Annotated in this window: 14 protein-coding genes and 2 tRNA genes; 6 read left to right on the plus strand and 10 right to left on the minus strand. The window is 60.1% G+C overall.

Annotated elements, in window-relative coordinates; all coding sequences use genetic code 11:
* Positions 1-24: 24 nt before the first annotated feature.
* From H3028_RS08635 to H3028_RS08645, 3 genes are all read right to left on the minus strand, one after another.
* Positions 25-954 (minus strand): ZIP family metal transporter, encoded by a 930-nt coding sequence (locus tag H3028_RS08635; RefSeq protein ID WP_181296627.1) that lies wholly within the window; start codon positions 952-954, stop codon positions 25-27.
* Positions 955-1315: 361 nt separating this feature from the next.
* Positions 1316-1391: transfer RNA gene (locus tag H3028_RS08640), tRNA-Gly, on the minus strand.
* A gap of 17 nt (positions 1392-1408) precedes the next feature.
* Positions 1409-1484 (minus strand) — tRNA-Glu (locus H3028_RS08645).
* A gap of 214 nt (positions 1485-1698) precedes the next feature.
* Between H3028_RS08645 and H3028_RS08650 the strand changes: the two genes are divergently transcribed.
* Positions 1699-2466, plus strand: coding sequence for a hypothetical protein (locus H3028_RS08650; protein ID WP_181296628.1), 768 nt, complete (start codon positions 1699-1701; stop codon positions 2464-2466).
* Between the two features lie 134 nt (positions 2467-2600).
* Entirely contained in the window at positions 2601-3284 is a 684-nt protein-coding gene (locus H3028_RS08655; protein WP_181297097.1) for a glutathione S-transferase family protein, read from the plus strand.
* Between the two features lie 304 nt (positions 3285-3588).
* Here H3028_RS08655 and H3028_RS08660 read toward each other — a convergent pair whose 3' ends face one another.
* The 3 genes from H3028_RS08660 to msrB are packed head-to-tail and all read right to left on the minus strand — an operon-like array spanning position 3589 to position 5438.
* Complete coding sequence (locus H3028_RS08660; protein ID WP_181296629.1) at positions 3589-4467, minus strand: ATP-binding protein; 879 nt, start codon at positions 4465-4467, stop codon at positions 3589-3591.
* Between the two features lie 53 nt (positions 4468-4520).
* Positions 4521-5006, minus strand: a complete 486-nt coding sequence (locus H3028_RS08665; RefSeq protein WP_181296630.1) for a glutathione peroxidase — start codon at positions 5004-5006, stop codon at positions 4521-4523.
* A 33-nt stretch (positions 5007-5039) separates the two neighbouring features.
* Entirely contained in the window at positions 5040-5438 is a 399-nt protein-coding gene (msrB, locus tag H3028_RS08670; RefSeq protein ID WP_181296631.1) for a peptide-methionine (R)-S-oxide reductase MsrB, read from the minus strand.
* Positions 5439-5864: 426 nt separating this feature from the next.
* Between msrB and H3028_RS08675 the strand changes: the two genes are divergently transcribed.
* The 4 genes from H3028_RS08675 to H3028_RS08690 all read left to right on the plus strand — a co-directional run bounded on the left by H3028_RS08675 (position 5865) and on the right by H3028_RS08690 (position 9280).
* A complete protein-coding gene (locus H3028_RS08675) occupies positions 5865-7076 on the plus strand; it encodes a pyridoxal phosphate-dependent aminotransferase (RefSeq protein ID WP_181296632.1) in 1212 nt (403 codons plus the stop codon).
* Positions 7077-7082: 6 nt separating this feature from the next.
* Entirely contained in the window at positions 7083-7526 is a 444-nt protein-coding gene (locus tag H3028_RS08680) for a hypothetical protein (RefSeq protein ID WP_181296633.1), read from the plus strand.
* 113 nt (positions 7527-7639) lie between these two features.
* Positions 7640-8512, plus strand: coding sequence for a protease HtpX (gene htpX / locus H3028_RS08685; protein WP_181296634.1), 873 nt, complete (start codon positions 7640-7642; stop codon positions 8510-8512).
* Between the two features lie 114 nt (positions 8513-8626).
* Complete coding sequence (locus H3028_RS08690; RefSeq protein WP_181296635.1) at positions 8627-9280, plus strand: DUF2959 domain-containing protein; 654 nt, start codon at positions 8627-8629, stop codon at positions 9278-9280.
* A gap of 93 nt (positions 9281-9373) precedes the next feature.
* On the opposite strand, the gene H3028_RS08695 is transcribed toward H3028_RS08690, so the two are convergent.
* From H3028_RS08695 to H3028_RS08710, 4 genes are all read right to left on the minus strand, one after another.
* Complete coding sequence (locus H3028_RS08695; RefSeq protein WP_181296636.1) at positions 9374-10033, minus strand: thiopurine S-methyltransferase; 660 nt, start codon at positions 10031-10033, stop codon at positions 9374-9376.
* Between the two features lie 61 nt (positions 10034-10094).
* The gene (locus H3028_RS08700) at positions 10095-11504 is read right to left on the minus strand and encodes a sigma-54 dependent transcriptional regulator (RefSeq protein ID WP_181296637.1); all 1410 of its coding nucleotides are present in this window, start codon (positions 11502-11504) and stop codon (positions 10095-10097) included.
* A 5-nt stretch (positions 11505-11509) separates the two neighbouring features.
* Positions 11510-12616, minus strand: coding sequence for an ATP-binding protein (locus H3028_RS08705; protein WP_181297098.1), 1107 nt, complete (start codon positions 12614-12616; stop codon positions 11510-11512).
* A 213-nt stretch (positions 12617-12829) separates the two neighbouring features.
* On the minus strand, positions 12830-14299 hold the full coding sequence (locus H3028_RS08710; RefSeq protein ID WP_181296638.1) for a sigma-54 dependent transcriptional regulator: 1470 nt from the start codon (positions 14297-14299) through the stop codon (positions 12830-12832).
* Positions 14300-14333 lie beyond the last annotated feature (34 nt).

Below are 14333 nucleotides of genomic sequence, written 5' to 3' on the forward strand. Positions count from 1 at the left end.
CGGCGGCCTGCTGCTCAGCCCGGCCTAGCCCAGCGCGGTATCGAGGAACATCATCACCGCGAAACCGCCCATCAGACCGACCGTTGCAGGGGTTTGATGGCCGTTGCGATGAGTTTCGGGAATGACCTCGTGCGAGACAACGAAGATCATTGCACCAGCGGCCAGCCCGAGGCTGACCGGGTAAGCGACGGCCAGGCCACTGGATATGCCCAAACCCACCAATGCGCCGAGCGGCTCCATCAGGCCCGATGCGGCAGCAACCAATATTGATCGCCACGCCGAAAGACCAGTGGTCCGCAACGCCAATGCAACGGCTAGCCCTTCGGGAATGTCCTGTATGGCGATCGCCATGGTGAGCGGCAGACCTACGTTCATGTCACCATCGGCGAAGCTCACGCCGATCGCCATCCCCTCCGGAATGTTGTGCAGGATGATGGCGAAGACGAACAGCCACACCCGGCTCATACGCTGATGATCGGGACCAAAGGCCCCTGCGCTTTCGTGCTCATGCGGCGTGAAATAATCCAACCCGAGCATTAACAACACGCCGAAGCCGAGCCCTGCCACTACGGTCAAGGCGGCAGCAGGCCCACTGCCAAACAGGTCCCGGGCAGCAGCGAGACCTGGGAGAATCAGCGAGAACGAGCTGGCCGCGAGCATCATGCCGGCAGCGAAGCCGAGCATACTGTCTTGGGTGCGCGTGGAGATATTACCGAGCGCGATCGCCATCAACGCACCCAACGCCGTGGCGGCGAAGCCGGCCGTACCGCCCAGCAGCGCGTAGCGGATATTGCTCTCGTCACCGTTCCGGAAAGCGCTGTAGCCACTCGCACCCAACAACAGCATTACGACCAGAACCGCACCGAACAACCCCAACGCGATGGCCGGTTTTGCCTGCGCATGAGCTATCCATGCCGAGCGTAGCGTCGCTGCGGCGCTTTGAGTGCTTGCCATGATGAAGGCCCCGAATGAAAGTCCTGCCGTCTGCCCAAACTGACGAAGGGGCCGCAGAGCGGTCAGTTACGGAACTGCCAGCGGGCACCACTGCGCGCAAGGGGCGACGAGCGTCTAACAATCAGACCGTGATGAGCTCGCTGAGTTTTGATGCGAGCATTCGGAGGCCATGGACCCGCCCGAACAACCCCCGCAGCTAGCGCAAAGGCCCCCTGATATCACTCGACGGGATTAGCAGAGGAACCCGGCGCAAGCCAGGCGTGATGAGCGCGGGGCGAAGCAGGAATTTCAGGCACAAAAAAAGCGACTCAAGGTCGCTTTCTCTGAGCGGGTGATCGGCCAAGCCTTACACCAGCGAATTTGGAGCGGGAAACGAGACTCGAACTCGCGACCCCGACCTTGGCAAGGTCGTGCTCTACCAACTGAGCTATTCCCGCGCTATCTACAACAAAAATGGCGTCCCCTAGGGGACTCGAACCCCTGTTACCGCCGTGAAAGGGCGGTGTCCTAGGCCACTAGACGAAGGGGACGCAGCCCGGAAACTACAGCTATCATTCCGGCTTCCAGCGTCTGCGATGTGCTTCACGCTGCAAGTGGCGCGCATTCTATGGAGCCTTGGAATGGCCGTCAAGCATGGCGTGAAAAAAAATTCATGCCTGCATGCGGACGCTGCGTTGCGCTATCAGCTTGCCATCCAACACTCTACACTCGGCAAAAAACTGCCCGGTTAGAGAGGTGCGTCTCGTGTCCCCCGTTCTGATTGCAGGATTGGTCATTGCTGGCCTGTTGGTGTTGATAGCGATTGGTGTGATCAACCAGATCGTTGAGAAGAACAATCTGGAAAAGGCTCGTGTGCGCGCCGAACTCAGCGATCGAATGCGCCGCTGCGCCAATCTTTCCGAGAGTTTTCCAGGTCAGATGATGACGCCTTCGCTCAAAATGCTGCTGGCGCGCCTGGAACTGCACCTGGGCGAACGACTGCTGCCATTAGATAAGAAGAGCACTGCTTTAAAGGCTCGTGTCGACGCCCTGCGTACCAACGTTGCTAAAGGTGACGAGATTCCGGTGCAAAACGCGCCGGTGAAAGTGATCACCGAGGCCCAGGCCAAGGAGATCCGCCTGTTGCTGGAAGACCTGCATGCCCAGATCATTTGGGCCAACAAGCAGAACCAGCTGGATACAACGGCTGCCAAACGCTGGATTCAACAGATCCAACAGATGATGGTGATGCTGCACGTCGAGTATTTCACCAATGCCGGCCAACACGCTCTACAGCAAGGCAACGCGCACAAGGCTCGTCTCGCCTTCGAACGGGGCATTCAGCACGTCCGCAAGCAAGCCAACCCGGCAGACTACCAGTCCGTGTTGGAACAGCTCGAAGCGAGCTACGCCCACGCCAACAAACTCGAGCAGACCCAACAGCAACCGAAGCTTGACGAACCCAGCGCGCTAGCCGAAGGTTTGAAGCATCTCGAAAGCGAAGAAGATTGGAAAAAGAACAACATTTACTAGGCGTAGGCCGGGACGAGTGCAGGCAGTGGCCTGAGCAGCAAGACGCACCTGCGGCCTCGGTGCGTAGCACACTTGGTATTGATTCGCTCGCTCCCGGCTGCGTCCTTCTATCTGTTTTGCCGTGGAGAATCTCGATGTCCCTGACCGTGTTCGGTGCCCCGCTGTCGCCATTCGTTCGCAAGGTACGTCTTTGCTTGCTGGAAAAAGGCTTGGACTACCAGCTCGAAGTCGTCATGCCTTTCACCCCACCCGAGTGGTACCTGCAGCTCAATCCGCTTGGTCGTATCCCGGCCATGAAGGATGGCGAGCTCTGTCTCGCCGACTCCAGCGTCATCTGCCAGTACCTCGAAGAGACCTACGAACAGACCGCGCCACTCTACGGAAACAGCCCGGCGGAATGCGCACAGATACGCTGGATCGAAAAGTACGCCGACTATGAGCTTGCCCCTTTGACCACGTTCGGGGTTTTCCGCAATCGCATCCTGAAGCCTAGCGCGGGTCGTTCATGCAACGAAGACAGTGTGCAGACTGCACTGAACGAAAAATTGCCCCCGCACTTTGACTACCTGGAGCGTCAGCTGGGCAATAAATCCTATTTTGTTGGCGATCAGCTCTCGATGGGCGACATCGCCTTCACCTGTCAGCTGATCAACATGGAGCATGGCGGCGAACTGATCGACGCCAATCGATGGCCAGCGCTGGCGGCGCATTTCGAGCGGGTGAAGGCGCTTGCCTCCGTGCAAAGCCTGCTACCAGGCGAACAACGTATGACCGCAAAGCTCGTCGAAATGAGCAAGAGGGCGGCCCAGCCCAGCTGACGCCGATGCGGCCTGCCCTACCGAAAAGCAATAGCTTCGCCGCGGGGCGCACCTCCCACAGAGAAGCAGCGGGCGCGCCGGCGTAGCGGCCATCCATCGCCGCGCGGACTCGCAGCAGAGGCTTCGCCCGAGGCAGGCTCGCACAGAGCAGCAAAAGGCGCGCCGAGGGATCCTCACAAGAGCAGCGGGCGCGCGATGGCTTCTTGTTGGAGGCGCGACCCGCGGCGAATGCCGCGCCGCCCCTCAAACCGACTAAGCACACACCGGCCGCTGCATGCCAGAGTCAGCGAGTCCTACCACCGGCTCAAAGCAGGCGAATCCCCACCCATTGCCGGGCAAACTGGTAGGCGCAGCGGCCGTTGCGGTTGCCCCTGGCCGTGGCCCAGCGAATCGCATCCTTCTCCAGCGCTTCATCCCAGCTCCAGCTGAGTCCGGCCTGTTCGGCCAGCGAGCCGATCCAGTGCTGCACCACGCTCAAGTAGTGTTCCTGGCTAAAGGGGTAGAACGATAACCAAAGACCGAAGCGATCCGAGAGCGCAATCTTGTCCTCAACCGCTTCGTTGGGATGCAGCTCGCCATCAATCATCTGCCAGTGCTCGTTATCGCTCTGACGCTCCGGGACCAGATGGCGGCGATTCGAGGTCGCATACAACAGAACGTTTTCCGGCGCCCGCTCCAGCGAGCCATCCAGCACGCTTTTGAGCACGCGGTAGTCGCCCTCGCCCGCCTCGAACGAAAGGTCATCGCAGAACACCACGAAATGCTGCGGCTGAGCAGCAAGCTGATCGACGACCTTCGGTAGATCGGCGAGATGGTCGCGCTCGATCTCTATCAAGCGCAGGCCTGCAGACGCGTGCTCGGCCAGCAGCGCGCGGATCAGCGAGGACTTGCCTGTCCCGCGCGCGCCCCATAGCAGTACATGGTTCGCCGGCAGGCCCGAAACGAACTGCCGGGTATTGTTCGACAGCAACTCTCGCTGGCGATCGATACCGATCAGATCAGCCAGACGCACGTCGAGGGACACGTTTAACGGCTGCAGGTAGCCTCCCTGCCCCTCGTGATGCCAACGCGCGGCCAGGGAGCAGCTCCAGTCAATCGACGCGCGGGGGGCCGGCAGAAGCGGTTCCAGGCGCGTCATCAACGCATCGGCGCGCTGCAGAAAAGTTTTGAGCTCGGCATCCATTTCAACGACTCCAGAACACAGGCTACCCATGGCGAGGCATGGGCAGCGGAGGCTCACTTAAGGTGGGTTTCGATGTGCGCTGCCAGCGCCTCCGGAGCTGTTCTCGACGAGAAGCGCTCGATCGACCGCCCTTCATCAGCAATCAGAAACTTGGTGAAGTTCCACTTGATAGCCCGACTGCCAAGCAGGCCCGGCGCGCGTCTCTTCAACTGCACGAACAGCGGGTGGGCCTCGCCGCCATTGACCTGAACTTTAGCGAACAGCGGAAAGCTGACACCGAAGTTGCGCTCGCAGAAAGTCGCGATCTGCGTTTCGTTCCCTGGCTCCTGATGGCCGAACTGGTCACAGGGGAATCCGAGCACCACCAAACCCCGCTCGCGATAGCGCTTCCACAGCGCCTCCAGCCCCTTGTATTGGGGCGTGAAGCCACACTCGCTGGCCGTGTTGACCACCAGCAACACTTTGGCATCGAAATCGGCCAGCGCCTTCTGCTGGCCATCAATGGTAATGCAGGGTAGATCGAATAGCGGATCGCGCATGGCAGTATTCCGTTGATGCGTTACGAAGCGCCTTTACGCGTCGCGCGGCTTGTGGTTGAGAGAAGCCGAGTTGATGCAATAGCGCAGACCGGTCGGCGCCGGGCCATCGGGGAACACATGGCCCAGGTGCGCATCGCAGCGCGCGCACTTGACCTCGATTCGATGCATGCCGTGACTGAAGTCATCGACGCTGGCAATGGCCGTGTCGCTGACGGGTTGGAAGTAGCTCGGCCAGCCACAGCCGGAATCGAACTTGGCATCCGAGTCGAATAACGGCGCATCGCAACAGGCGCAGTGATAGATGCCAGGTGTCTTGGTTTCGTTGTATTTGCCGGTAAACGGGCGCTCTGTCGCCCCCAGCCGGCACACCTGAAACTGCTCGTCGGAGAGTTCTTCGCGCCAGGTTTCGAGCGGTTTTTCAAGCTTGTCCATCGGTACACCTCCTAAGGGTCTGTTTCCGTTTCGTCGCTAACCGCGTTGCTGCGTCAAATTTCGCCAGGCAAGGCAGCGCCCGCTCCCGGCGGGCTTGCCGCATTCACCACATCCATGTGGATCGCGCGGAGGCAGGTAATGGTTGTTCCCTTGCAACTCCCGCAACGCCGCATGGCGAGATGTGCCGGGCAACCCGAAAGGCCAGCCTGTTTTTTGGACGGTGCGGCCGCGAGCGAAGCGGAACAGACCCTCTCTAAAAAAGGCGGATCTGTACCTTTTCCGGTGATCAGACCGCACGTATGATGCGTTGCTCTTAGACGCCTAGTCTGGCAGCGGGGTTTCCGGCTGCCAAGGCGCCCGGGTTCATGCCAAACGACGCCAGCCATTAAAAGTCGGGCGCGTCTTCACTTCGGGACACTCAGGATCATGCAGGTCAGCAAATCGAACAAGCTCGCTAATGTCTGCTACGACATCCGCGGGCCAGTGCTCAAGCACGCCAAACGCCTGGAAGAGGAAGGCCATCGCATCCTCAAGCTGAACATCGGCAATCCGGCGCCGTTCGGTTTCGAGGCTCCCGAGGAAATCCTTCAGGACGTGATCCGCAACTTGCCCACCGCGCAAGGCTACAGCGATTCCAAGGGCCTGTTCAGTGCACGCAAGGCCATCATGCAGTACTACCAGCAGAAGCAGGTAGAAGGCGTGACCATCGAAGACATCTACCTTGGCAACGGCGTGTCCGAGCTGATCGTGATGTCCATGCAGGCGCTTCTGAACAATGGCGACGAAGTGCTGATTCCAGCACCAGATTACCCATTGTGGACCGCGGCCGTGAGCCTGGCAGGCGGCAAGCCGGTTCATTACCTCTGCGACGAGCAAGCCAACTGGTGGCCGGATCTGGCCGACATCAAGGCCAAGATTACGCCAAACACCAAGGCGCTGGTCCTGATCAACCCGAACAACCCGACCGGCGCGGTCTACCCCCGCGAAGTGCTGGAAGGTATGGTCGAACTGGCGCGCCAGCACAATCTGGTGCTGTTCTCCGACGAAATCTACGACAAGATTCTTTATGACGATGCGGTGCACATATGCACCGCGTCCCTGGCGCCGGATGTGCTCTGCCTGACGTTCAACGGACTGTCCAAATCCTACCGGGTTGCCGGCTTCCGCTCAGGCTGGGTCGTGATCTCGGGGCCCAAGCACAAGGCGCAGAGCTACATCGAAGGAATCGACATACTGGCCAACATGCGCCTGTGCGCCAATGTGCCATCCCAGCACGCCATCCAGACCGCCCTGGGCGGCTATCAGAGTATCAATGATCTGGTGCTGCCGCCGGGCCGGCTACTTGAGCAACGCAACCGCACCTGGGAGTTGCTCAACGACATTCCCGGCATCAGTTGCGTGAAGCCCATGGGCGCGCTCTACGCCTTCCCCCGGATCGATCCGAAGATCTGCCCGATCCATAACGATGAAAAGTTCGTACTCGACCTGCTGCTGTCCGAAAAGCTGCTGATCGTCCAGGGCACCGCATTCAACTGGCCGTGGCCGGATCACTTCCGTGTGGTCACCCTGCCGCGGGTGGACGACCTCGAACAAGCGATCGGGCGCATCGGCAATTTTCTCAAGACATACAGCCAGTAGTCTTCGATGGACCTGCAGATTGACGACTTTTACCGGGACGCCACGGCTGGCCTATTGATGCTTTATCAGGCCTTCCCACGGAAGATAACGCTGTATGTCGAAGACCTGATCGGCCATGAAGAGCCCGACGAGTTCGGCCTGCCCAGCAAGCGTCACCAAAGCTGCCTGGGCGCGTTGCTATGGCTGGCGGAAGAAGGGTATTTGCGCTTCGAAACCACCATTCAGTTTCTCGCCATCGACCAGGCCGTGCTGACCGAAAAGGCGCTTCTGCGCTTGACCAGCTCACTACCTGAAGCCGCGAACGGCAGCGAAACATTACCTCCCAGCGTACGCCGGGTGCACTCGAGCCTGGCGCACCAACTTCGCCAGGCGCGACGCGACGGTCACGGCGAGCGGCTGGCACAACTGACCCGCCAGCTGTTCACCCGCTCGCTAACCAGCCACCCCTGAGCGCGCCTGCAACACAGGCGACATAGCTTGAAATAGTCGCTCGGTTGAATAGCGCCGACCAGCACCTTATATAGCCTATCGTTCTTATTGTTCTCCCTGGAGTCTGCCGCAACATGATGCGCATTTTCTTGTTCCTGGCCACTAACCTAGCTGTATTGGTCGTCGCCAGCGTCACCCTGAAGCTACTCGGAGTGGATCGCTACACGGGTCAGAACTACGGCAGCCTACTGGCTTTCTGCGCCGTCTTCGGTTTCGCCGGCGCGTTGATTTCGCTGTTCATCTCAAAGTGGATGGCGAAGATGAGCACCCGCACCGAGATCATCAGCCAACCTCGCACGCGCCATGAGCAGTGGCTGCTGCAGACCGTCGAACAGCTTTCCCGCGACGCCGGCATCAAGATGCCCGAAGTTGGGATTTTCCCGGCCTATGAAGCCAACGCCTTCGCGACTGGCTGGAACAAGAACGACGCACTGGTCGCCGTCAGCCAAGGCCTGCTCGAGCGCTTTTCTCCGGATGAGGTCAAGGCAGTACTGGCTCATGAGATTGGCCACGTGTCCAACGGCGATATGGTGACCCTTGCGCTGATTCAGGGTGTGGTGAACACCTTCGTGATGTTCTTTGCGCGAATCTTCGGCAGCTTCGTCGACCGAGTAATCCTTAAGAACGAAGACGGCCATGGCATCGGCTACTTCGTCGCGACCATCTTCGCCGAGCTGGTACTGGGTATTCTCGCCAGCATCATCGTGATGTGGTTCTCGCGCAAACGTGAGTTCCGCGCCGACGAAGCAGGCGCACATCTGGCCGGCACCAGCGCCATGATCGGCGCCCTCCAGCGGTTGCGCGCGGAACAAGGCGTGCCGGTCGACATGCCGGACAGCCTGAAGGCCTTCAGCATCAACGGTGCCCTGCGTAACGGATTTGCCGGGCTGCTGATGACACACCCATCGCTGGAAGACCGTATCGAAGCCCTGCGTCAGCGCGGCTGAACGAGCGGATCAAAAAAGGGCGGCATTGACCGCCCTTTTTTTTCGCCCATGCTTTGCACGTAGTGGCTGTATGCCTGTCGAAGCAAGCGCACTCATCGAACAAGGGATATCACCATGCGCCGCCTCCTCCTACTCGGCTTCGCCCTGCTCGCCCTGCTCGCCCTGGTCGGCTGCCAGAGCGCCTATTACTCGGCAATGGAAAAGGTTGGGCTGCACAAGCGCGACATTCTGATCGACCGCGTCGAGGATGCTCGCGATTCGCAGCAGCAGGCCAAGGAGCAATTCAAGGACGCCCTCGAACGTTATCGCAGCGTCGTACAGGTGCAGGGTGGCGAGCTCGAGGAGCGCTACGAGGCGCTGAACAGCGAATTCGAAGCCAGCGAGAACAGCGCTCTCGATGTACGAAACAGGATCGAGGCGGTGGAGGACGTTGCCAATGCCCTATTCAAAGAATGGAAACAGGAGCTCGGCGAGTACAGCAACGCAAGTCTGAAGGCGGCTAGCGCCAAGGATCTCGAGCGCACCCAGAAGGACTATCGCTTATTGCTGCAACGCATGAAGGCAGCGGAGAAACGCATTGATCCGGTGCTCGATGTGCTGCGTGATCAGGTGTTGTTTCTCAAACACAACCTCAACGCCCGTGCCATTGGTGCGCTTCAGGGCGAATACCGCACGCTCGAAGGGAATGTTGACCAGCTGCTGGCCGACATGCAGCGGGCTATCGACGAAGCCGACGTGTTCATCCGCCAGCTTCAGAGCAACAAGTGAAGCCAAGCGTGTCCACGGATAACAGGAAACCTGCAACTACCGCCACTGGCCTGCAGGTTTCTAGCTGCTGCCGTCACTCTGGATCGTAGATATTCACGAGCGCGGACCGAGTCGGTAGCAGCTTTCTTCCAGGCGGGTCAGACCGCGCTCAAGAAACTTCCAATTGCCATCCAGCACGTTCGCCCGTTCCAGCAATTCGATTTCCCAGCGCGAGCACAGGGACTGCTGAACCTCTGCATCGCTCACCGCGAATGGCGGGCCGGGCATTTGCGCCTGCTCATAATCCAGGGTAACCAGCAGGCCCTGGCAGCTCGGCGCGAGAACATTCGCCAGATGTTCGACGTAACGCTCGCGCATTTCCGGCGGCAGTGCAATCAACGCGGCACGGTCGTACAGTGCTTGGCAATCAGCCACGTCGTCTTGGTTCAGGGCGAAGAAATCACCACAGCGTATTTCCAGCGCACCGGCACGGTAGACTTTGTACTCGCCCAGAACGCTTACCTCGGCGATCAGACCCTGCTCGGCGAAAAAATCTTCGACGGCGCGCTCGCTCAGCTCGACACCGAGCACTGCAAAGCCTTGCTCAGCTAACCAAGCCATGTCGAGACTCTTACCGCACAACGGCACCAAGACCCGGGTGCCTACGGCCAGACGCAAACGCGGCCAATGACGGCGCAGATAAGGATTGATCTCGCTCAGATGAAATCCGATTTCGTTACGTGCCCAACGCCGTTGCCAGAACCCTTCGTCCACATCCAAACCCTCATGCGCGATGAAGGCCGGAGCTTATCAGAGCTGCCCGTTAGTGATCGTTTCAACTGGCATACAAGGCGGCTTCCGGGTCCATGCCGGCGTCACGCATCTGAGCCAGCTTGTAACGCAGGGTACGCGCACTGATGCCCAGCCGGTCGGCAGTCTCCTTGCGGCGTCCGCGTTCGGCACGCAAGGTATCGAGGATCAGCTCGAATTCGCGGCGACGCAGGTCTTCACCCAGCGCACTAACCGTTTCGGCAGCAGCGGGCGGAGCCATAGGCGATGCCTGGGCGGCTGGCACAGCCTCAGCGCCCCCTGGACTTCGTACCAACGAGGCGAGACCAGCCGCCGCCGTCAGACAAAAATCGTCCGGTCGGATCTGACCGCCCTGTTGCAAGATCAGTGCGCGCTGAATGGCATTGTCGAGCTCGCGAACATTGCCGGGCCATGAATGGCCTAGCAGGGATTGACGTGCCTCGCCTGTGAGCCTTACGCCTGGCTGACGCATCTTCACCGCATGGTCGGCCAGCAGCCGCTCAGCAAGCGGTACGATGTCCGCAGGCCGATCGCGCAATGCCGGCCAGGCGAGTGGAAACACCGAGAGGCGATAGAACAGATCTTCACGGAAGCGTCCGCTACGAACCTCATCAGCCAGATCGCGATTGGTCGTGGCGACGATCCGGATATCCAGCGGTATCGGCTTGCGGCCGCCGACACGCTCGACCTCCCGCTCCTGCAACACACGAAGCAACTTGGCCTGCAACGCCAGCGGCATCTCGGAGATTTCATCGAGCAACAGCGTGCCGCCTTCGGCCAGTTCGAACTTGCCCGGCTGCGTCGCGATGGCGCCGGTGAAGGCGCCTTTTTCGTGGCCGAACAGCGTCGCTTCGAGCATGTTGTCCGGTATCGCCGCGCAATTGATTGCTATGAATGGTCCTTTGGCGCGCGAGGATTGCTGGTGAATATAGCGGGCTAGCACCTCCTTGCCGGTGCCTGACTCGCCAGAAACCAGCACCGTCGAATCGCTCCGCGCCACTCGCGCCGCCAATGCCAGCAGTTGCCGGCTTGCCGGCTCGACTGCAACCGGCCCCTCCTCGTCTGCACCAATCTGCCCGCTGGCATGCCGCGCAACCAATCCGAGCAAGACCTTCGGCTCGAACGGCTTGACCAGGTAATCCACCGCTCCCTGACGCATGGCCTCGACCGCTCGTTCGACGGCACCGTATGCCGTCATCAGCAGGACCGGCAGCTGCGGATAGCGCTGGCGGATCAGCGCCTGCAGCGCATGGCCATCCATGCCGGGCATGTTCACGTCACTGACGACCAGACCGAAACCGTCCCGCTCCAAAGCCAGCAAGGCGGTCTCGGCGCAATCCACAGCGAGGTAGGAATAGCCACCGAGCTCCAGCGTATCGCCCAGAGCCTCACGCAGCGCGCGGTCGTCCTCCACCAACAGGATTTTTGCGGTCATGGGACTCATTCCGAAAGTGCCGGCGTACACACCGGAAGCAATGGCAGTTGCAAGGTGGCGCAGGTTCCTCGGGCCGGCCGGGAGCGCAACTCAAGCGCACCCGAATGCGCTCGCGCCACCGATTTGACAACGGCCAGCCCCAGCCCCGTCCCCGTCGCGCGGGTGGTGAAGAATGGCTCGCCAAGCCGAGCCAGCGTTGCAGCATCGATCCCGACACCGTTGTCGCTGATGCTGATACGCAACATCGGGCCACGCGCGTAGAGATGGACTTTCAACCTCGGGTCAGTGCCTGCCGCTTGAAGCGCGTTCTCGATCAGGTTGAGCAGCGCACCCACCAAGGTGTCGCGGTTGCATAGCAGCGCGCCACCCTGTACATCGCACTGCCAGCGGACGTTGACGCCGTCCACCCGCGTCTCGGCCGAGGCGCGCAGTGCCGCCAGCAGTTCGACCGGAGTCAATCGATCCTTCAGCGGTAGATCACCCCGGGCAAATATCAGCATGTCACGAACCTGATGCTCCAGTTCGTTAAGACGATCCTTGAGGCGCCCGGCGAAGCGCTGCTGATGCTCGACGGATAGCCCGCCCTGCTCCAAGTGGCTGGCATAGAGCAACGCAGTGGAAAGTGGCGTGCGGATTTGATGCGCCAACGACGCCACCATCCGCCCCAGCGCAGACAAGCGTTCGTTACGCGCGAGCTGGTCTTGCAGCCGCCTCGTCTCGGTCAGGTCGGTCAGCAGAACCAATTGTCCGGGTTCGCCGTTCAACGAGCGCGTTGCGATGGAAACGCGACGCCCATCCTTCAGCGAGATTTCGTGACCGTCGTCTTTGCGCGGCGCGAAGCTACGAGCGATTACCTCTCGCCAGAGCAGTCCTTCGAGTGGCTCACCTAGAAGGTCGAGGGCCACTGGATTGGCTTCGCGAATAACTCCCTGGCCGTCTATGACGATGACGCCACCGGGCAGCAGATCAAGCAGGCTCTGCAACCGATTGGCCAGCCGCTCCTTCTCACCGAGCTCCTGCAAGCGCTGTGCGCTGGTTTCAGCCAATTGGCCCCTCAACTCGGCCACACGCGCCTGCAGCAGCTGTTGGGATTCACCCAGCCGGCCGGACATACGGGTAAACAGTGCGAGCGATTGCTCAAGCTCGCCGCTTGCGGCGGTCTTGGCGGGATGCTGGATTAAAGCCGATGAAGAAGACGCGGAAGTCACTGGCACTCGTATCCGTCAAAAAGATGGTCGGTGAAGTGATGGCAGCAAGGATCATGCCGCGGCATGAAGAGGAAGAGGGGAATGCCACGCCGCCGGATTTAGCGGCGTGGCGGGGGATCACTCGTCGATGTCGTCGTCGCGGCGGTTCATGCCGTACTTGCGCATTTTTTCAACGAGGGTCGTTCGGCGAATTCGCAGGCGTTCGGCCGCACGTGCGACGACCCCGTTTGCATCCTCAAGCGCCTGCTGGATGAGGCCCTGCTCCAGATTGCCCAGATATTCCTTCAGATCGAGCCCTTCGATCGGAAGCATGGCGTGCGCATCGGCAGCAACGATGGGGGCGTTGATCGCGGCGCGCTCCTCCATTTCATCGTGCATATTGATGGCGTACTGCTCGTCATCATCATCGACATGACGGAATTTCTTCGGCAGCTCCATCACGCCGATTACCCCATAGGGATGCATGATCGCCATACGCTCGACCAGATTAGCCAGCTCACGGACATTGCCTGGCCAATCGTGACGGCATAGCGACATGATCGCGGCGGAGTTGAAGCGAATCGAGCCTCGCTTCTCATGCTCCATTCGCGAGATGAGTTCGTTCATCAGCAGCGGAATATCCTCGATACGCTCGCGCAGCGGGGCCATTTCGATAGGGAACACATTAAGGCGGTAATAGAGATCCTCGCGGAAGCTACCGTCCACGATCATCTTCTCCAGGTCCTTGTGGGTCGCGGCGATTATGCGTACATCGGCATTCTGCGTACGGTTGCTACCCACGCGCTCGAAGGTGCGCTCCTGCAGGACTCGCAGCAGCTTGACTTGCATGGGCAGCGGCATGTCACCGATCTCATCGAGAAATAGCGTCCCGCCTTCGGCCAACTCGAACCGCCCAGCACGAGACGAAATCGCCCCGGTAAACGCACCCTTCTCATGTCCAAACAATTCGCTTTCCAGCAACTCGGCCGGAATCGCCCCGCAGTTAACAGGAACGAATGGCCCGCCACGGCGCTTGGAGTGATAGTGCAGATTGCGCGCAACGACTTCCTTGCCGGTGCCCGACTCTCCGAGGATCAACACGCTCGCCTCGGTATCCGCGACCTGCTGCATCATCTGCCGGACATGCTGTACCGCGCGGCTGGTGCCGACCAGGCTGCGGAACAAATTGGGTTCGCGCTGCCGCCCGCGCGCCTTGGCCTGGTCGTTCATCTCCCGGTAAACCTGGGCGCGATGAAGGGAATCAAGCAGCTTGTTGTAGCTCGGCGGCATCTCGAGACTGGTCAGCACGCGCCGACGGATCTCGTCCGGCCAATCTGCCGGAACGGGCTCGCCGATCAGCATGAGCGGAAGATTTTCATCCCACTTACTGATCTGTTTGAGCAACTCTACCGCGCCGCCCTTGGCTGAGACGTTACCGAGCATGACGCCGAGTACGCTGCGACTTGATTCAAGCGCGTCGACGGCGCCCCGCCACTCACTGCTGGCGCAGGCCAGATGATCCTCACTCAGAAAGTTCAGAATGACGGTCAAATCCCGGCGACGATCCCTATCGTCATCTATCAACAAAATCTTGGTTTCACGCCACATCTTGTTTATAGCTCTAGAGGCTGAAAGAAAGCCT

It is taken from the genome of Pseudomonas sp. Q2-TVG4-2 (genome assembly GCF_013620795.1).
Classification (GTDB): domain Bacteria; phylum Pseudomonadota; class Gammaproteobacteria; order Pseudomonadales; family Pseudomonadaceae; genus Stutzerimonas.

What these genes read in the sequence shown, in the direction of transcription:
- H3028_RS08635 (WP_181296627.1), bottom strand. Translation starts at nt 954, where the DNA reads ATGGCAAGCACTCAAAGCGCCGCAGCGACGCTACGCTCGGCATGGATA.
- H3028_RS08655 (WP_181297097.1), top strand. Translation starts at nt 2,601, where the DNA reads ATGTCCCTGACCGTGTTCGGTGCCCCGCTGTCGCCATTCGTTCGCAAG.
- H3028_RS08660 (WP_181296629.1), bottom strand. Translation starts at nt 4,467, where the DNA reads ATGGATGCCGAGCTCAAAACTTTTCTGCAGCGCGCCGATGCGTTGATG.
- H3028_RS08665 (WP_181296630.1), bottom strand. Translation starts at nt 5,006, where the DNA reads ATGCGCGATCCGCTATTCGATCTACCCTGCATTACCATTGATGGCCAG.
- msrB (WP_181296631.1), bottom strand. Translation starts at nt 5,438, where the DNA reads ATGGACAAGCTTGAAAAACCGCTCGAAACCTGGCGCGAAGAACTCTCC.
- H3028_RS08675 (WP_181296632.1), top strand. Translation starts at nt 5,865, where the DNA reads ATGCAGGTCAGCAAATCGAACAAGCTCGCTAATGTCTGCTACGACATC.
- H3028_RS08680 (WP_181296633.1), top strand. Translation starts at nt 7,083, where the DNA reads ATGGACCTGCAGATTGACGACTTTTACCGGGACGCCACGGCTGGCCTA.
- htpX (WP_181296634.1), top strand. Translation starts at nt 7,640, where the DNA reads ATGATGCGCATTTTCTTGTTCCTGGCCACTAACCTAGCTGTATTGGTC.
- H3028_RS08690 (WP_181296635.1), top strand. Translation starts at nt 8,627, where the DNA reads ATGCGCCGCCTCCTCCTACTCGGCTTCGCCCTGCTCGCCCTGCTCGCC.
- H3028_RS08700 (WP_181296637.1), bottom strand. Translation starts at nt 11,504, where the DNA reads ATGACCGCAAAAATCCTGTTGGTGGAGGACGACCGCGCGCTGCGTGAG.
- H3028_RS08705 (WP_181297098.1), bottom strand. Translation starts at nt 12,616, where the DNA reads ATGTCCGGCCGGCTGGGTGAATCCCAACAGCTGCTGCAGGCGCGTGTG.
- H3028_RS08710 (WP_181296638.1), bottom strand. Translation starts at nt 14,299, where the DNA reads ATGTGGCGTGAAACCAAGATTTTGTTGATAGATGACGATAGGGATCGT.